This is a genomic window from Butyrivibrio sp. AC2005, assembly GCF_000424145.1.
Classification (GTDB): Bacteria; Bacillota; Clostridia; order Lachnospirales; family Lachnospiraceae; genus Butyrivibrio.
In genome coordinates, this window is record NZ_KE384141.1 from 48,178 (window position 1) to 66,464 (window position 18,287).

15 protein-coding genes are annotated in these 18,287 nt (G+C 41.1%); 7 read left to right on the plus strand and 8 right to left on the minus strand.

Annotated features, from left to right (window positions below; all coding sequences use genetic code 11):
- Positions 1-245: 245 nt before the first annotated feature.
- Complete coding sequence (locus G602_RS0123595; RefSeq protein ID WP_026661235.1) at positions 246-1,769, plus strand: Na+/H+ antiporter NhaC family protein; 1,524 nt, start codon at positions 246-248, stop codon at positions 1,767-1,769.
- Between the two features lie 209 nt (positions 1,770-1,978).
- The gene (locus G602_RS30760) at positions 1,979-2,143 is read left to right on the plus strand and encodes a hypothetical protein (RefSeq protein WP_155830067.1); all 165 of its coding nucleotides are present in this window, start codon (positions 1,979-1,981) and stop codon (positions 2,141-2,143) included.
- A gap of 129 nt (positions 2,144-2,272) precedes the next feature.
- On the opposite strand, the gene G602_RS28275 is transcribed toward G602_RS30760, so the two are convergent.
- The 8 genes from G602_RS28275 to G602_RS0123640 all read right to left on the minus strand — a co-directional run bounded on the left by G602_RS28275 (position 2,273) and on the right by G602_RS0123640 (position 11,440).
- A complete protein-coding gene (locus G602_RS28275; protein WP_044933517.1) occupies positions 2,273-2,620 on the minus strand; it encodes a helix-turn-helix domain-containing protein in 348 nt (115 codons plus the stop codon).
- A gap of 873 nt (positions 2,621-3,493) precedes the next feature.
- Complete coding sequence (locus G602_RS31250; RefSeq protein WP_026661236.1) at positions 3,494-4,726, minus strand: hypothetical protein; 1,233 nt, start codon at positions 4,724-4,726, stop codon at positions 3,494-3,496.
- A gap of 197 nt (positions 4,727-4,923) precedes the next feature.
- A complete protein-coding gene (locus G602_RS0123615) occupies positions 4,924-5,286 on the minus strand; it encodes a hypothetical protein (protein ID WP_026661237.1) in 363 nt (120 codons plus the stop codon).
- A 196-nt stretch (positions 5,287-5,482) separates the two neighbouring features.
- Entirely contained in the window at positions 5,483-7,189 is a 1,707-nt protein-coding gene (gene ptsP, locus G602_RS0123620) for a phosphoenolpyruvate--protein phosphotransferase (protein ID WP_026661238.1), read from the minus strand.
- Positions 7,190-7,296: 107 nt separating this feature from the next.
- Positions 7,297-7,560 (minus strand): HPr family phosphocarrier protein, encoded by a 264-nt coding sequence (locus G602_RS0123625; RefSeq protein ID WP_026661239.1) that lies wholly within the window; start codon positions 7,558-7,560, stop codon positions 7,297-7,299.
- Between the two features lie 177 nt (positions 7,561-7,737).
- Complete coding sequence (locus G602_RS0123630) at positions 7,738-9,675, minus strand: PTS fructose transporter subunit IIABC (RefSeq protein ID WP_026661240.1); 1,938 nt, start codon at positions 9,673-9,675, stop codon at positions 7,738-7,740.
- Positions 9,676-9,767: 92 nt separating this feature from the next.
- A complete protein-coding gene (gene pfkB / locus G602_RS0123635; RefSeq protein WP_026661241.1) occupies positions 9,768-10,676 on the minus strand; it encodes a 1-phosphofructokinase in 909 nt (302 codons plus the stop codon).
- Positions 10,677-10,690: 14 nt separating this feature from the next.
- On the minus strand, positions 10,691-11,440 hold the full coding sequence (locus G602_RS0123640; RefSeq protein ID WP_026661242.1) for a DeoR/GlpR family DNA-binding transcription regulator: 750 nt from the start codon (positions 11,438-11,440) through the stop codon (positions 10,691-10,693).
- A gap of 246 nt (positions 11,441-11,686) precedes the next feature.
- On the opposite strand from G602_RS0123640, the gene G602_RS0123645 reads away from it, so the two are divergent.
- The 5 genes from G602_RS0123645 (at position 11,687) to G602_RS0123665 (ending at position 18,273) form a co-directional block, all read left to right on the plus strand.
- Positions 11,687-12,346 carry an HAD family hydrolase gene (locus G602_RS0123645; protein WP_026661243.1) on the plus strand — a complete coding sequence of 220 codons (660 nt, stop codon included), beginning with the start codon at positions 11,687-11,689 and terminating at the stop codon, positions 12,344-12,346.
- 190 nt (positions 12,347-12,536) lie between these two features.
- Positions 12,537-13,136, plus strand: a complete 600-nt coding sequence (gene fliY, locus G602_RS0123650) for a flagellar motor switch phosphatase FliY (protein WP_026661244.1) — start codon at positions 12,537-12,539, stop codon at positions 13,134-13,136.
- Positions 13,137-13,182: 46 nt separating this feature from the next.
- On the plus strand, positions 13,183-14,319 hold the full coding sequence (locus G602_RS0123655) for a DUF4317 domain-containing protein (RefSeq protein ID WP_026661245.1): 1,137 nt from the start codon (positions 13,183-13,185) through the stop codon (positions 14,317-14,319).
- Positions 14,320-14,578: 259 nt separating this feature from the next.
- Positions 14,579-16,333, plus strand: a complete 1,755-nt coding sequence (locus G602_RS0123660) for an ABC transporter ATP-binding protein (protein ID WP_026661246.1) — start codon at positions 14,579-14,581, stop codon at positions 16,331-16,333.
- On the plus strand, positions 16,333-18,273 hold the full coding sequence (locus G602_RS0123665; RefSeq protein ID WP_026661247.1) for an ABC transporter ATP-binding protein: 1,941 nt from the start codon (positions 16,333-16,335) through the stop codon (positions 18,271-18,273). The genes G602_RS0123660 and G602_RS0123665 overlap by 1 nt, the downstream gene beginning before the upstream one ends.
- Positions 18,274-18,287 lie beyond the last annotated feature (14 nt).

The following is an 18,287-nucleotide window of genomic DNA, read 5'->3' on the forward strand; positions in this document are numbered from 1 at the left end:
ATGCGATGATTTTTTTATATATTAGGAAATTCCTCCGGATTTCCTAATATATAAAAAACGCTCCGCTATGGATGCGCACTCGCGCGTATGGTATTTGTTGCATAAATGCAACCGCGCTCGGCGCGAGCATGTTGCAAGCAACATGCTTTTTCATTATTTTAAACGCTATTTTGTATGAAAAATGTATCCTTATTCATTATTTTCAACTATAATTAAATCATAAAAAGAATAGGAGGGGAGTTGTTATGTTCGCTAATAGTTTTTGGGCACTTCTACCGGCTATTATCGCCATAGTTCTGGCACTGATCACCAAGGAAGTTTATTCATCCCTTTTCATAGGAATTCTGGTTGGTGGTCTTCTCTACACAAACTTTAATTTTGCAGCAACCATGCAGCATGTATTTGTTGATGGTATGATAGGACAGCTTTCGGACGGCTGGAATGTTGGTATTCTGATATTCCTTGTCATATTGGGAAGTATAGTAATGCTGATGAACAGAGCCGGCGGTTCTGCTGCTTTTGGAAAATGGGCAATTACTCATGTGAAAACCAAGGTAGGTGCGCAGATTGCGACAATAGCACTTGGCTGTCTTATTTTCATCGATGACTATTTCAATTGTCTTACAGTTGGTTCGGTTATGAGACCGCTTACTGATAAGCACAAGATTTCCAGAGAAAAGCTGGCATATCTGATTGATGCGACAGCAGCACCTGTATGTATCATAGCTCCCATATCTTCGTGGGCGGCAGCTGTAACCGGATTTGTTGACGGAGCAAACGGACTTACACTTTTTGTGAGAGCTATCCCTTATAATTTCTATGCGATACTTACTATAGTAATGATGCTTACTCTGACATTTGCCAAGATTGATTATGGTCCCATGAAAATGGCAGAGCATAATGCACGGGTCAAGGGTGATAAGGAGATGGAAAAGATGCACGCCAGCATGACCGGTGCTGAGGATCAGCCTGAGCCTCCGATATCATTAAAGGGTAAGGTTATTCATCTTGTACTTCCGATAGTAACACTTATCATATGCTGCGTAATTGGAATGATCTATACAGGCGGCTTCTTTGAAGGAGCAAGCTTTGTAGATGCCTTTGCGGGGTCTGATGCATCCGTAGGACTTGTATATGGCTCTGTAACAGCATTGATTATCACTATTATATTTATGCGTGTGACAAAGGTTTTGAGCTTTACAGAGTGCATTAGTGCTATTCCTGACGGCTTCAAGAGCATGGTACCTGCAATCCTGATTCTAACCTTTGCATGGACACTTAAATCGATGACAGATTCACTTGGGGCAGCAGAATACGTTGGTGGCCTTGTTGCCGGAGTGGCTGATAATACTACCTTTATGAGTTTTATTCCCGCTTTTGTATTTGTTATCGGTACTTTCCTGGCATTTGCCACAGGAACCTCCTGGGGTACTTTCGGTATTCTTATCCCCATCGTAGCACATGTATTTGGAGCGGATATGGGTAATGAGCTGATGATAATATCTATTTCAGCCTGCATGGCAGGAGCCGTTTGCGGAGATCACTGCTCACCGATTTCCGATACAACCATAATGTCAAGTGCGGGAGCAGAGTGCAAACACATTTATCATGTATCAACGCAGTTGCCATATGCATTAACAGCAGCAGCAGTTTCATGTGTGGCATATATTATTGCAGGCTTTATCCGCAACTGGCTCATATGCCTACCAATAGGGGCGGTTCTTATGATTGCCACAATATATGGAATTAAAAAGGTGGCAGCTGATTAATGATTTTTTGTTTCAAAAATAATTGGAATTCAGGTAATAAAATTTTAAGAATTTCTTAAGTTTTTGTTCCTTGTATGAGAAGCGGCAATGCTTTAATATTAACCTTGCATCTGAAATGTATGGTTGTCTTCAATCTGGGGGGAGAAAAGACGGACGTAGTATTCAGAATCTGATGGTGGGGACCTTCAGATTAGCAAGGAGAAAAGAGTATGGAATGGAAAAAAGCATTTGACCGCATCATGGATCAGTTGTACAATCACCCGGAAGAAATGAGGTGCAGACTGCTGGGAAAATATGATTCACCTGCAAGTACAGTTAGCAGTGGAGAGAGCAGAACAGCAATTGAGATGCTTCAGAGCCTTCAGAAGGCTTGATAATATGGTGATTTTAAGGGATACCGATATATGTTCGGTTATCCCTTTATTTATTGCAAATATATTTAATGATATATTATATAGAAAAAATCGCTCAGATTGATGTGAATCAATTTCGAGCGATTTTTGTTATTCCTTATTTTCTTCAAATATTCCATGAATGATGGTGGCGACATCCGTTAGGGCTTTTTGCTCCTTGGAATTGGAGTTATCGATTATTTTCATAAGATATTCAGCATATGCATTGAAACGAACCTCTGAATTATCCTGCAAAAGGTAATCAACACTAACTGTCAGGACGTTGGATACCCGTACGAGAGCAGGAAGACCAATCTTGGTTGAACCGCTTTCGATATGGCTTATATGTGAGGTTGATAGCTCGGTTAGCTCAGCAAGCTGCTCCTGTGTCAGCGCCTTTTTTATACGTGCTTCGCGTATTCTGCTTCCGATTTTTTCATAATCAATTATGTTTTCCATTTATAAAAACTCCTAATAAATGACGTTTTAACAAATAGTCTAAATATATAAAAATGAAATAAACTTTCAAAAATGTAGTATATATTATTGTATTTTTTCTTTTATAAGTATAGAATGCTAAATATAGGCAATTGATATAATTGCAATTGCTTAAATAAAGATAGATGTAAAATGCCATGATAGATTTTTACACACATATCTTGCCGGGTAATAAAATTGTTGCTATCACACCAAATGAAATCGCTGGAGATTGCTTTAATGCTACAAAACTAAATAACAAATAATCGCTACACAAAATATACTTAAGCGCATTAACGTCGAATTGCAGACTCATGTTATAAGCGATTACTGTCAACAACACAACAATACATGATATAGAAAAAATAATACACGTTCATCGTTTGTAAACATATGTAGAAAATCCACGATAAAATTTTAGCCAGCTGTAAATGGTTTTTCCCACATATTTACAAACCTAATTGTATAATGTCGTCTATCCGCAGAATATATTGGTGGTGATATCCAAACAGAATATAATCCAAATACAATTGCTAAAATAATGGACTTGGGCGAGTTATTGTATGCGAACTGCTAAAACGTCTTTCGGCGAAAGCTGATTTTGCTACAGTCTCAGGACGTATCGATAATCCTGACAATCCCTTTGCACTATACAGTTCATGTGGTTTTGTTCATCCTGTATTATGGCATATTTTGATAAAGTAGCAGAAAAAACTTAACAGCATCAGAAATAAAAAACGGTGATCATGTTACTATGACCACCATTTTTTTGATGATATTTTTGTTATTTTCCCTATCTACTTGACAGGGGGCTGTTCATTATGAGCAGATGCTTTATTGTTTTAATTGTTATTCTTATGAATTATTTGGTAATGCCTGGTTGATATCATCCAATGCTTCGTCAGAGTATGCAACGACTTCATTATTTTTATAATTATATAGTTTCGATCTCTGATTAGCGAGTATGAGTCTTATGATGTGATTTGAATCCTTTGCATTACGCTTTAATTTTGGAACTCTGTTTAATAAGTCTTCATACTGTGTTTCACCTTGAGTGTAGAGAGTGGCTATGCCTTCACCCGAAAAGTACTGGTTCTTTCTGGAGTCACAAATACCTACTTTAAGGGCGGTGTCAGAAGAACCGACTAAGTGATCCATGTTTTTGGAATACAGGTAAAGGGTGCCGTTATCATCAAGATAATTTACTAATATCTTACTTCCATGGAAAACAGCGAGGTCGACGTCACATATATTATGCTTGCATATAAACTTGTTAATTGTTTGAGGGTTTACATTTCTGGATGAGGCTTCATTTTCAGAAGCGTTTTCCGGATAAATTATTCTAAAAGAGACAGAATCTTTTATCAGATCTTCTTTTTTCATGGGGCGGAGCTTTTTGCAATTTTTCATTATTCGGTCTTCACCACAAAGAATCGTATTATCATCGATTTTTCTAAGATAATATAAGATGTTGTTATCTGTAGTTATTTCAAGCGTGGATTCCTGAGGTATTTGAGAATCGCTGATGATCATGGTTATTATTGATTCGATTACGGATGCCATCAGGATAAGCGAAATTGTTTCACGCCTTATACTGATGTGTAAATAAGATATTACAAATTTATGTGCGACGGGGGTTGCCATAATTAGACATATGAGCCAGGTCTGGTAATCTTTACATAATGTTGTTATACGATTGATAAATGGTCTTAATCGCTCTATTTTTTTTGATAGAAGAATAAATAGTTCATATAAAGAGAAGAGAACTACGCTTACTGTAGTAAAAATAAAACAAAGAGCAAAAGAAGTCTGGGACGAAGAGAAAATTAAGTTGGCAAAGAAATATGTTACTGTGAATATAAGTGTAAATGTAATAGATTTATAAGTCTCAAATTTTTTTTCTCTGAAGATCATTTCAATCACAGATATTGACATGATATTTTTGGTAAATAAGAAGCAGCTACATAAAGCAAATATTGATGCAAAGATTATAAGTACATTTACATTGTTTTTTAATAGTTCGATAATCCAGGGATTTGAACTAAGAAAATCTGATAGTGAAAAATCCACTTCCATAATTTGAAACATTTTTTTTATTCCTCCCAATTCAACTGTATTTTTTCATGTATTCACTATTTTAATACATTTATATACTAAATAATACATTTTTTATGCTCTGATCATGAAATTAATTATTTCTGTAAGTACTCTTGCTGCATAAAAAAGCATCTGCCCTGGGTGAGCAGATGCTTGGATGAATAGTAGTATTATTGGTAATTGGATGTTTATTGAATAGAGATATTGCCCTCTCCATCACAGCTTACAGACCAGGAGCCTGATGTTTTGGCAGCAGGCTGTGTTATACCGCTTTCAAAGTTGCTTGGAAAACCGCAGAAAGTAGTAGGTTGTTCACTTTTTAGACATTCATCCTCATCATAAAAGGAGCACTTTGAGTCGGACAGTTTTTTCTGCGCTTCATTAAAAGTTGTTGAGCAACATACTATAATATCCAATATGCTACCATTTTCTTTAATTGATTTATCAAGTGATATTATTGGACTTATAGCATTATTATTATCTTTACCACAGGATATGATGAAAAGGGATAGTACAGCTGTTGTCAGAATAGATAGTAAAGCTTTTTTCATACATGCCTCCGATAGATGCCTAAATTAGGATAGACATAACCAATGAGGGATGTGCCTATTCTATATGAATAGGAGGGATACTCCTATGAGGAATCTTGGAAATATTATAACAAAATATGTTAAATAAAGATATAAAATAACAAAAAAAAACTACAGGGAAACGATTCCCTGTAGCTATAATGGAGAATGATGTTTTTTATTCCTTCGCAGCTTCTTTGAGGGCAGCTACGATTTCAGCTTCAGTATCCATTGCCATCACCTTTTCGGTAAGGGCGTCAGCCTCGGCTTTGGACCACTTGGAGATGATGCAGCGGGCTGTAAGAACAAGTACAGGATTTACGCTGTATTCATCGAGACCAAAGGACATAAGGAGCGGAATCATAAGAGGATCTGCAGCAGCTTCACCGCACATTCCTACAGGAATACCGGCCTTTTTACCACACTCGATAATATACTTTATTGAGCGGAGTACGGATGGCTGGAAGGAAGAATACAGGTAAGCAACCTTAGGATTTCCTCTGTCGACGCTCATCGTGTACTGAGTGAGGTCGTTTGTTCCGATTGAGAAGAAGTCAGCTTCCTTCGCAAGAAGATCAGCAATGAGAGAAGCAGAGGCTGTCTCTATCATGCAGCCGACTTCGATATTCTTATCGAAATCGATTCCTTCTGATGAAAGGTTTTCTTTGATCTCAGCTACAAGTGCTTTTACGCTTCTTACCTCATCTACAGTTGTTACAAGAGGCACCATTATCTTTACTTTTCCAAAAGCGCTGGCTCTTATGATGGCACGGAGCTGTGTTTTATACATATCCTGGTTTCCAAGACAGTAGCGGACAGCTCTGTAACCGAGGAATGGATTCTCTTCCTTCTCAAGCCCCAGATAAGGAATGTCCTTGTCACCGCCGATGTCGAGAGTACGGATGATTACGCATTTGCCATCCATTGTCTGAACAGCTTCCTTGTATGCTTCGAACTGCTCATCCTCGGTAGGAAGGTGTGTGTTGTCCATGAAAAGGAACTCTGATCTGAAAAGTCCGATTCCTTCACCATCGCATTCGATGGCTTTCTTTGCATCCTTCGGTGTGCCGATGTTGCAGAAGAGTTCAAGCTTTGTTCCGTCAGCGTTAACTGTTTCCTTGCCGATGAAGGTCTTAAGCTCTGACTGCTTACGGATGAATTCCTCACGCTTTAGCATATATTTTGAAAGAACTTCGCCATCGGGATTTATGAAAACATCACCCTCGGTTCCGTCTATTATAGCGGTATCCTTATCCTTTACCTCATCAACTATTCCGGGAACGGAGAGTACAGCGGGAATCTCAAGTGCTCTGGCAAGAATGGCAGAGTGAGAGGTCTTGCCGCCGATTTCTGTGATGATACCGGTAACATTCTCCTTGATAATCTGTGAGGTCATGGAAGGAGTAAGATCCTTACAAACGAGGACTGTTCCGGGTGCAACCTTGCTGATATCAATATCCTGGATTCCGAGGAGCTTTTTCAGTACACTCACTTTTACATCGGAAATGTCTGAAGCACGCTGCTTCATCATTTCATCATCCATCTGTGAAAACATGTTGATAAACATATCACAGACAGCGGTGAGAGCCGTTTCAGCGCACTGTCCCTGATCTATCATTTTATCCATTTCACCGGACATGGCAGGGTCTGAGATCATCACCGCGTGGCCCTGAAGAATTTCTGCTTCTTTGGGACCTATGCGCTTTCTGACATCTTCAGCCATGGCATTTGTTTCGTCTACAAAATCCGAGATAGCCTTGTGAAAGCGTTCTTTTTCCGTAGCAGGGTCATCAATCTTTTTTGCTTCAAAAGAAAGATCATGCTCAATTATACGGCAGATACTTCCGATGCCGATACCTCTTGATGCAGCTATTCCTTTGTACATTATTTACCTCCATATGTATAAATTACAAATACTCCCCTACTATAAAGAATGACAATTTACGTTTGTCGTTCACTATAGTAGGGGAGCAGAACAACGTATTGGATTAATTAGTCTCCCATACCGGACTCGATAAACTCTGAGAGTTCAGCGAGAGCTTTTTCTTCATCGGGACCATCACACTGAAGCTCGATTTCAGATCCGCACTTGATACATGCGCTCATGAGGAACATAACGCTCTTGCAGTCATAGCTGTTTCCATTGAAGAGAATCTTGACATTGCTGTCAAAGGGAGTAGCTTTCTGAGAGAGAAGACTGGCGGGACGCATGTGCATGCCCTGCTCGTTTTTTACTGTGATTTTTTTTGATACCATAATTTATTTCCTTTCTTGTTAAAACCCTCATCCGTCTGCTACGCAGACACCTTCCCCCAAAGGGGGAAGGCTATAAGATGATTATCTGCTACGCAGACACCTTCCCCCAAAGAGGGAAGGCTATAAGATGATTATCTGCAACGCGATATATTACTTAGTTATCTGCAACGCGATATATTACTTAGTTACGTCCTTCTTGAGGATGCCGAGCAGTACTGCTGATACTACTGAACCAACAAGGAGAGCAACGAGGTACATTCCTACGTTACCTACAACAGGGAATACGAAGATTCCGCCGTGAGGAGCCATAAGTGTGCACTTGAAGAGCATTGAAAGAGCACCTGCCACGCCTGATCCAATCATAAGAGAAGGGATTACGTGGAGCGGATCTGCTGCAGCAAACGGGATAGCACCCTCTGTGATGAAGCAAAGACCCATGATGAAGTTAACGGGACCGGACTTTCTCTCGCCTTCTGTGAACTTGTTCTTGAAGATAAGTGTTGCAATAGCGATTGCGATAGGAGGAGTCATACCACCAACCATAACTGCTGCCATGATCATCCAGCCTGTCTGATCGCTCTGGCTTGCTGTTGCAAGTGCTGCTGTACCGAATACATAAGCTGCCTTGTTGAGCGGGCCACCCATGTCTGTAGCCATCATTCCGCCAAGGATAGCTCCGAGGATTACGATTGAACCACTGCTCATTCCGTTAAGAACACCTGTGATCCATGCGTTAAGAGCACCAACGATAGGATTGATAGCACACATTACAAGACCGATTATCAGGATACCGCAAAGAGGGTAGATGAGTACGGGCTTGATACCTTCAAGTGCTGCCGGAAGACCATCTGTAAGCTTTCTGATAGCAAGTACGATGTAACCTGCTGCAAAACCTGCAACAAGAGCGCCAAGGAAAGCAGAAGGAATATCACCGCCGGGAGCTGCAAATGTAGCACCTGATGCAGCGAGAGCACCACCTACGAAACCAACTGCAAGACCAGGACGATCTGCAATACTCTGTGCTATAAATCCTGCAAGGATAGGAAGCATGAATCCGAATGCTGTTCCACCGATTGACTTAAACCATGCAGCAACAGGAGTGTTGGAACCGAAGTTGCTGGGATCGATTGAATAGTCATCGAGAAGGAATGCGATAGCGATAAGGATACCACCACCGATAACGAAAGGAAGCATATGTGATACACCGTTCATAAGGTGCTTGTATGCTTTTCTTCCAACGCTCTCATTGTCGAGAGATGCATCAGCAGATACCTTGCTGCCTGTGTGTTTGTAAACCGGAACATCACCTGATGAAGCGCGCTCGATAAGATCGCTTGAATGATGAATGGCATCAGCGGTAGAAGCTTTGATAACCTTCTTGCCATCGAAACGGGCCATCTCTACATTTTTATCAGCTGCAATGATGATTACATCAGCTTCTGCGATTTCAGATGCAGTGAGAACGTTCTTTGCACCGCCTGAACCATCGGTCTCAACCTTCATTGAGATGCCGTTGTCCTTAGCACACTGTTCAAGGGCTTCAGCTGCCATGTAGGTGTGAGCAATACCTGTGGGACAAGCTGTAACACCGAGGAACTTAAGTCCTGACTTTGAGGGAGCAGGAGCAGCTGTCTCTGAAGCAGAGCTCTTCTTATCGCGCTCAGCTTCCTGCTTGTCAATGATATCAAGGAACTCATCGGGAGTCTTGGCATCGATCAGAGACTGTGTGAAGCTCTGATCCATGAGCATTGTCATGAGCTTTGACAATACTTCAAGGTGTGTGTCAGCAGCACCATCGGGAGCTGCGATCATGAACAGGAGCTTGCTGGGCTGATTATCAAGTGATTTGTAATCAACACCAGAAGGAACAGTGATTGCTACGAGACCGGCCTTTTTAACAGCTGATGTCTTAGCGTGCGGAACAGCTATCCCCATACCTACCGCAGTTGAACCTTTTGCTTCTCTTGCTTCGATTGCTGCCTTGAATGCAGCCTTGTCGTTAAGATTGCCTACCTTGTCGTGAAGCGCTACCATCAAATCAATTGCAGCATTCTGGTCTGCAGCGGTCTGATTTAAGCTAACCCCATCTTTGCTTAAAAGATCTTTGATTTTCATTATTCTCCCTTTCTATGCCTTAGCATTTAGCGATTGAGGATACCCCCAATACATTTTTATTATTTATATTGACGAAACGTGTATATAAGTGATTATTTAAGCGTTTCGTAAATACTGTTTATAAGCTCGCCTGTAGCGAGATCGTCTGAAAAAGCAGTAGCACTGCCTGCTGCGGTTCCCATGTTAAGAGCTACCTTGTAATCCTTTGTTTTCATGTAGCCTGCAACAAAACCTGCAACCATTGAATCACCGGCTCCAACCGAGTTTTTAACTGTTCCCTTCGGAACACCTACACGGAAGCGCTCACCGTCCTCTGTGATAAGCATTGCACCGTCGCCGGCCATTGAGATGAGGACGTTTCGGGCACCCATTTCCTGGAGCTTTTTAGCGTGAGCCTCGATTTCATCATCGGTTTTAAGCACTGTTCCGAACATTTCACCAAGTTCATGATTGTTCGGTTTTATAAGGAAAGGATGGTATTTAAGGACATTCATCAGAAGATCCTTGGTGGCGTCAACTACGAAGACAACGCCCTTATCCTTTAACCTGTCCAAAATGATTTCATACACATCGCTTGGAAGAGTACTGGGAATGCTTCCTGCAAGAATAAGCATGTCACCTTCCTTAAGCGAATCAAGTTTTTTGAGAAGCTCGTTATAAGCCTCGTCGCTTATTGCAGGTCCCTGAGCGTTTATCTCTGTTTCCTGCTCAGATTTTATTTTTACATTTATTCTTGAGATTCCTTTGTCGAGCATGATGAAATCTGCAAGAATTCCCTTCCTTTTTACATCTTCAACAATTGCTTCTCCGGTAAAACCTGCCGCAAAGCCAAGAGCGGTGTTTTCTATTCCAAGATTCTTTAATATGGTAGAAACATTGATGCCCTTACCTCCAAAGAAGCAGTCCTCAGATACCGAGCGGTTTGTCATGCCGGGATCAAGTGGCTTGTCCATGCGGACAATGTAGTCAATTGCCGGATTGAATGTAACTGTGTAAATCATGTTTACCTCCATTTTTAAGATACAGCTTTTATAATTGTCTGATCCTTATATTTTTTAGCTGGTTCTTCATCAGTGATGATGCAGCAACTTCTGAGGTCTGAAAAAGTAACCGAGCTTACTACTCCGAATTTAGTGTGATCAGCAAGGATGTAGGAGAGGTAAGTGTGCTTTATTGCCTCAGCCTTTACCAGTGCTTCATCCACATCGGGAGTGGTAAAACCTGCCTGTACCGATACGCCGTTAGTTCCCATGAAAGCTTTTGTGAAATGGAACTTACTAAGTGCCTCCACACAATCAGGGCCGATTACAGCCTCTGTGACAGGCTTTATTCTTCCGCCGATGATCATTGTTGACAGCCCCCGTTCAAGAAGTCTCTTGGCATGAACGATACCATTGGTGATATATTTTGCTTTTTTATTGGTTATGTGATCTATCAGGTGAAGAGTGGTTGTACCGGAATCAATATATACAAAATCGTTATCCTGTATGAGAGAGGCGGCATATTCTGAAATAATGTCCTTCTCCTCAGTATTCTTCTGTATCTTCTCAGCAACCGAAGGCTCTATAGTGTTGACGTCCTTACTGCTAAGAGAAGTTGCACCTCCGAAAACCTTGAGTATTCTGTGCTCAGCATGAAGTGCGTTCAGATCACGTCTTATTGTGGCCGCAGAGGAATCAAGTGCATCAACAAGTTCCTGTACGGTTACAGCTTTATGTTCTTCTACATAAGAAACGATCGCAGATCTTCTTTCTTCTGTAAGCATGTGTTTTCTCCCCAAAATGATGTTGATGGTGAATGATAAGCATGAAAAACGCAAGGTGTAATCACCATCTGAGAGTAGGATAGCATCACAAAAAATCAAAGTCAATCAAAAATAATCAAATTAAGAAAGGATTAATAAACAAAAATAATCACAAAAAATTGTAAAAAATCACATGTTTCGTGGTAAGGTAATGTAATATTCTAGTCAGGTGTCAGCGAAGCTGACGGATGAGGGTAAGGAGCGAAGATGGAAGTAGAAGCAGTATTATTCGATTTAGACGGCACTCTGATAGATACAGAGCGCATTTACCAGACAATATGGCCCAAGGCAGTGGAGCACTTCGGCTACAGCATGACAAGAGAGCAGACTCTGCAGCTGCGCAGTCTCGGCAGACCGTTTGCACCACAGAGGTTTAAGGAATGGTATGGTGAGGACTTTGATTACCAAAAGGTAAGAGAGTACAGAAAGCAGTTGTTTGAAGAATATATAAAGGAAGAAGGAATAAGTCTAAAGCCCGGCGCGGAGGAAATACTTAAATGGTTAAAAGAGCAGGGAATACTTATATCTACAGCGACAGCCACCGACGAAGAGCGCACTGAGCGATATCTGAAAAAGGTTGGCCTCGTTGATTATTTTGATAAAATATGCTGTGCCACCATGGTTAAAGAGGGAAAACCAAAGCCTGATCTGTATCTTTATGCCTGCGAGCAGGTGGGAGTGCCGAAGGAAAACTGCATAGCAGTAGAGGATGCGCCAAATGGGGTAAGATCAGCAACCGCTGCGGGAATAAAAACAATCTATATACCTGACCAGAATGATGATGAGGAAGAACTTAAGGGACTATATTATAAAAAACTTGGTTCGTTATATGAACTGCAGAATTTTATGCAGGACTTGATAAAATAGGCACGCCTATCATCTAATGAATAAATAAAAAAATCAAAAAAAGGTTATAGAAAATTAAGAAATCCCACATTGAAACTTTCTTTACACTCATCCTTTATTAGCATAAAATAGTAGTATATCCGTGATATCTAGCGAAGTATTACTCTAAACGGAGTAAAAAAACTGATTATACAAGGAGCGAGGGGTTCTTATGGATCAGGTACTTACAAACGTACAGATAGACACTTTAGGAGAAATTGCCAATATCAGTATGGGTAATTCAGCTACCACTCTCAGTATGATGGTAAACAAGAAGGTTGATATTACCACTCCTAACGTAAAGATTATCAAGAGAAGTGAATCACTTGATGACTATGAAAAAACCTGTATTTTCGTTCAGATACATTATGTAAAGGGACTTACAGGTAACAATGTCCTAATCCTTAAAGAAAATGATGTCAAGGTTATGACCGATCTGATGATGGGCGGTGACGGAACAAATACAGACTGTGAGATTTCCGATCTGCATTTGTCAGCTGCTTCTGAGGCCATGAACCAGATGATGGGCGCTGCTGCTACATCTCTTTCCATGATGCTTAGCGTTCCCACTGATATCAGCACACCTGTAGTTAACAGAATTGACGTGGATAGCGTCAAGATTTTTGAAAAGAGTTTTGAAACAGAATACGATAATTTCGTCAAGGTTGCTTTTAAGATGACTATTGAAAATCTTATAGATTCAGTTATGGTGCAGCTCTACCCTGTTCAGTTTGCTCGCGAGATGTGTGATAAATTTATAGCAAAGGACTAAAGTTACTTCGTGGCTGTTAATTAGCCGGGGTAATGGTGAAGCGCACATGAACAAAGCAGAAGCATTAGAAATAAGGAAACAATTCACACCCGACAGATGTACGATTGATCACATCTGCGGGTGTTATGTTGATGGGGAGTTGAACAAGCGCCTTGTATCCAAGAAGGCGTTTGGAAGTATACCCGAAGAGGAGATGTTTAAATATCTCGACATTTTCAAGCACACTCTCTCAGGTGTTTTCGGGAAAAGTCTTATAAATCTTGAATTTCCAATCGATCAGGAACAGGAAGGTGGAACGCAGGAGTTTTTGCTGCGCCTTAGAGACTCTCATCTTGAGGATGACAGTCTTATTGACGAGTTCTATGACAAGGTTATTGGAAATCTTTTCATGGAAGACAGTTACTATATTATTCTTGTTCATGCCATTTATGATGTTCCCGGAATCACAAGGGACGGAATCGAGATGGAGGATGCCTCTGAGAATATTTATGATTACATACTCTGCAGTATCTGTCCTGTAAAACCTTCCAAGGCAGGTCTTTTCTATAATGAAAAGACCAATGAGATAGAGGACAGGTACCGTGACTGGGTTGTTGACGGTCCTTCAAAGGGATTCCTTTTCCCGGCATTTATCGATAGAAATGCAGATATTCACAATATGCTTTATTTCTCAAAAAAGGCAGATGATCTTCAGCCTGAATTTATACAGGCACTCTTTGGAGGAAGACCGCCCATGTCAGCACCTGAGCAGAAGAACCTGTTCCAGGCACTTGTCGAGGAGACAATAGGTGAGGAGGCTGACTACGATGTTATGAGAAATCTTCATGAAAATCTTGCAACGATGCTGGAGGATCATGAGGAGGATGAGGTTCATTTTGAACTTTCCAAGGATGACGTTAAGCACCTTCTTGCAGACAGTGGTGTTCCTGAAGACAGAATGAACTATTTTGATCACAATTATCAGGAGATATTAGGAGAGCAGGAGCAGCCATTCCTTGCTACCAATATTGCCAACACAAGGAAATTCGATATCACAGCACCTAACGTTGTGATCAAGGTTAAGCCCGACAGAGCGGACCTTGTTGAATCAAGAATAATTGACGGCAGGCAGTGCCTTGTAATTGCGGTAGATGACCACATCGAAGTTAACGGTGTGAATGTACGAACCTTTATAAAAGAATAAATCTTTGATTCAAAGATGAACAAGTAAAAAAATATAGCCTTTCCCTTGGGGGCGCACATCGTCCGGGGGACGATGGCTTTGCGCGGACCGAAGCGAAGCGAAGACAGGTGTCAGCGTAGCTGACGGATGAGGGGAATACAGTTTAAAGTGAAATAGATATCATATATTGCTTACAAATTGTGTGCAATATATGATATACAATCTTAGTGTAAGAGAGCGCTTCGGCGCCTCTTCTATTTTTTATAAGGAAGGTGAGTAAATGGTAAAGAAGATACTTGGGGAATTACATGAATTCAAACTGCCAAGCATACTTACTCCCCTGTGTATGATAGGAGAGGTTATCGCAGAGATGATCATCCCTGTACTTATGGGAAGAATAGTTGACCTTGGCATCAACGGTGCGGATTTAGGCTACATTATTCGCACGGGTATTATGATGATAATTGTGGCAATCTTAGGGCTTCTTGCCGGCATCGGAGGAGCATTTTTCGGATCGAGGGCATCCACCGGTCTTGCAAGAAATCTCAGAAAGAGAATGTTTGATAATATTCAGACCTTTTCATTTGCAAACATAGACAAATTCTCATCATCAGGACTTGTGACAAGACTTACAACGGATGTTACAAATATCCAGAACTCATACATGATGATACTCAGAATGGCAATGAGAGCACCTGCATCAATGATAATTGCACTTATTATGTCATTTGTTATTTGTCCTAAGCTTGCAACAGTATACCTGATTGCAGTGCTCTGCCTTGGAGTTTTCATTGTTTTCATAATGAGCAAAGCTACAAAGTATTTTAAAGAGGTTTTTGAAAAATACGATAGATTGAATGAAAGTGTTCAGGAAAACGTATCCGCGATCCGCGTGGTCAAGGCTTATGTACGTGAGGAGTACGAGAACAACAAGTTCAAGATTGCAGCGCTTAATATCTATGAGATGTTTGTAAAGGCAGAAAAGGTTGTTACCTTGAACGGACCGGTAATGACAGCAACAGTTTATGCCTGCATCCTTCTTATAAGCTGGATGGGTGCTCATATGATAGTAGCAGGGGAACTTACAACCGGTTCAATGATGAGTCTTCTCACATATTGTATGAATATCCTTATGAGCCTTATGATGCTGTCAATGATATTCGTTATGATTACAATGTCTCAGGCCAGTGCCAAGCGTATTGCTGAGGTTATTGATGAAAAGACAAGTCTTTCAAATCCTGACAGCCCCATTATGGATGTGAAGGATGGAAGCATCAAATTCAATCATGTTGATTTTGCTTACAACAAAGAGTCCGAGGAGCCTGTACTTAAGGATATAAATATTGAAATTAAATCAGGTGAGACCATAGGTATAATCGGTGGAACGGGTTCTGCCAAGTCTTCACTGGTTAACCTTATCAGCCGTCTGTACGATGTGGAAAAAGGAAGCGTAAGCGTCGGCGGCGTGGATGTAAGAAAATATGATATGGAAGCCCTTAGAAATCAGGTTTCCGTAGTACTTCAGAAAAATGTCCTATTTAGCGGAACAATATATGAGAACCTTCGCTGGGGTGACAAGAATGCAACTGATGAGGAAGTAAGAAGAGCCTGCAGCCTTGCATGTGCTGATGAGTTTATCGAAAAAATGCCGGATGGTTACGACACCTACATCGAGCAGGGTGGAACCAATGTATCAGGTGGTCAGAGACAGCGACTTTGTATTGCAAGAGCACTTCTTAAAAAGCCTAAGATTCTTATTCTTGATGATTCTACAAGTGCTGTCGATACAGCAACAGACGCTAAGATAAGAAAAGCTTTTGCGGAAGAAATTCCCAACACAACAAAGCTTATTATCGCCCAGAGAATATCGAGTGTTCAGGACTGCGACAGAATAATTGTTATGGATGACGGTAAGGTTGACGGTTTCGGAACACATGAAGAATTACTTGCAAATAACACAATCTACCGTGAGGTTTATGAATCACAGGTCGGAAGCTCAGGAGACGCTGATTTTGACGAAGGAGGTGATAACTGATGGCAGAGGAAAGAGTAAAAGAAGTTAGAGGCCCCGGTAATCGTCATATGCGCGGAGGCCCGAGACCTAAGATAAAAAATCCCGGCAAGCTTTTCATGAGACTTATGTCTTATGTGTTCAAGGATTACGGAATTCATATGGTGCTCGTAGTTGGATGTATCATCCTTTCGGTTGTGGCAAGTGTTCAGGGAACAATGTTTACAAAGACACTTATCGATACTTACATCACACCTCTGATAGGACAGGCAAATCCCGATTACGGACCGCTTGCGGGAGCAATCAGAAACGTAATTGTTTTCTATGCAGTCGGTGTTGTAGCTGCTTTTGTTCAGGCGAGACTGATGATTTATGTTGGACAGGGAACTCTTCGTAATCTTAGAATAGAGCTTTTTAACCACATGGAATCACTCCCTATCAAGTATTTTGACACTCATGCCCGTGGCGACATAATGTCAATTTATACAAACGATATAGATACACTAAGACAGATGATTTCAATGAGTATTCCTCAGCTTTTAAACAGTGCGATTACTATTGTCAGTGTATTTGTTTCAATGCTCATTCTCAGTGTTCCGCTTACTATAGTGACACTTATCATGGTTGCACTTATGATTTTCCTTTCGGCAAAGGCAACAGGAGCTTCAGGTAAAAACTTCGTGGCTCAGCAGAAAAATCTGGGTGCTCTCAATGGTTACATCGAGGAAATGATGACAGGACAGAAGGTTATCAAGGTGTTCTGCCATGAGGAAGATACAATAAAGAAATTTGATGAGCTTAATGAGGAACTTTACCAGAGTGCATATAAGGCTAATGCTTATTCCGGAATTCTGGGGCCTATAAATGCACAGCTCGGTAACTTGAGCTATGTTGTATGCGCGATTGTCGGTGGTGCCATAGCGCTGAACCAGTACCTTGGGTTTACAGTTGGAGGACTTGCAAGCTTCCTTACTTTCAACAAGAGCTTTTCAATGCCTATAAATCAGGTGTCCATGCAGTTTAACAGTATTATCATGGCACTTGCGGGAGCAGAGCGTATTTTCAATCTTCTTGATGAGAAGCCTGAGGATGATGATGGTTATGTTCTTCTTGTTAACGCTAAGGAAGAGAATGGCCAGATAGTAGAGTCTTCTGAATTTACAGGAAAATGGGCCTGGAAGCATTACCACAAGGCAGAGGGTACAACAACCTATCAGCCCATGGAAGGTGATGTTACTTTCAATGATGTGGACTTTGGATATACAGATGAAAAAATCGTTCTCCACAATATCCTTCTCCATGCTAAGCCGGGACAGAAGGTTGCTCTTGTCGGTTCGACCGGTGCAGGAAAGACTACAATCACAAACCTGATAAACCGCTTCTATGATATTCAGGATGGAAAGATCAGATACGACAACATAAACGTAAACAAGATTAAGAAGGCTGATCTTAGAAGATCACTGGGAATGGTACTTCAGGATACACATCTGTTTACGGGAACGGTTGCAGAGAACATCCGCTATGGAAAACTGGATGCGACAGATGAAGAGGTTAAGGCAGCAGCTAAGCTTGCCAACGCACATGGCTTCATTAAGCGTCTTCCTGAAGGGTACAATACTATGCTTACCGGAGACGGTGCGAACCTTTCTCAGGGACAGCGTCAGCTCCTTGCTATTGCTCGTGCAGCAATCGCCAACCCGCCTGTACTTATCCTTGATGAGGCTACAAGCTCCATCGATACACGTACCGAGAAAATTGTCCAGGATGGTATGGATAAGCTGATGCATGGACGTACAACCTTCGTAATCGCCCATCGTCTTTCAACCGTTAAGAACTCCGATGTCATTGTAGTTCTTGAACAGGGCAGAATAGTCGAAATGGGTAACCATGAAGAACTTCTTGGACTTAAACAGAGATACTATCAGTTATATACAGGAAATAAGCCGGAGATGGTTACGGCATAAAAATCAGGAGGCTG

Excerpts from the sequence above, each read along its gene's own strand:
- G602_RS0123595 (WP_026661235.1), top strand. The coding sequence starts at position 246 with ATGTTCGCTAATAGTTTTTGGGCACTTCTACCGGCTATTATCGCCATA.
- G602_RS30760 (WP_155830067.1), top strand. The coding sequence starts at position 1,979 with ATGGAATGGAAAAAAGCATTTGACCGCATCATGGATCAGTTGTACAAT.
- G602_RS28275 (WP_044933517.1), bottom strand. The coding sequence starts at position 2,620 with ATGGAAAACATAATTGATTATGAAAAAATCGGAAGCAGAATACGCGAA.
- G602_RS31250 (WP_026661236.1), bottom strand. The coding sequence starts at position 4,726 with ATGTTTCAAATTATGGAAGTGGATTTTTCACTATCAGATTTTCTTAGT.
- G602_RS0123615 (WP_026661237.1), bottom strand. The coding sequence starts at position 5,286 with ATGAAAAAAGCTTTACTATCTATTCTGACAACAGCTGTACTATCCCTT.
- ptsP (WP_026661238.1), bottom strand. The coding sequence starts at position 7,189 with ATGTACAAAGGAATAGCTGCATCAAGAGGTATCGGCATCGGAAGTATC.
- G602_RS0123625 (WP_026661239.1), bottom strand. The coding sequence starts at position 7,560 with ATGGTATCAAAAAAAATCACAGTAAAAAACGAGCAGGGCATGCACATG.
- G602_RS0123630 (WP_026661240.1), bottom strand. The coding sequence starts at position 9,675 with ATGAAAATCAAAGATCTTTTAAGCAAAGATGGGGTTAGCTTAAATCAG.
- pfkB (WP_026661241.1), bottom strand. The coding sequence starts at position 10,676 with ATGATTTACACAGTTACATTCAATCCGGCAATTGACTACATTGTCCGC.
- G602_RS0123640 (WP_026661242.1), bottom strand. The coding sequence starts at position 11,440 with ATGCTTACAGAAGAAAGAAGATCTGCGATCGTTTCTTATGTAGAAGAA.
- G602_RS0123645 (WP_026661243.1), top strand. The coding sequence starts at position 11,687 with ATGGAAGTAGAAGCAGTATTATTCGATTTAGACGGCACTCTGATAGAT.
- fliY (WP_026661244.1), top strand. The coding sequence starts at position 12,537 with ATGGATCAGGTACTTACAAACGTACAGATAGACACTTTAGGAGAAATT.
- G602_RS0123655 (WP_026661245.1), top strand. The coding sequence starts at position 13,183 with ATGAACAAAGCAGAAGCATTAGAAATAAGGAAACAATTCACACCCGAC.
- G602_RS0123660 (WP_026661246.1), top strand. The coding sequence starts at position 14,579 with ATGGTAAAGAAGATACTTGGGGAATTACATGAATTCAAACTGCCAAGC.
- G602_RS0123665 (WP_026661247.1), top strand. The coding sequence starts at position 16,333 with ATGGCAGAGGAAAGAGTAAAAGAAGTTAGAGGCCCCGGTAATCGTCAT.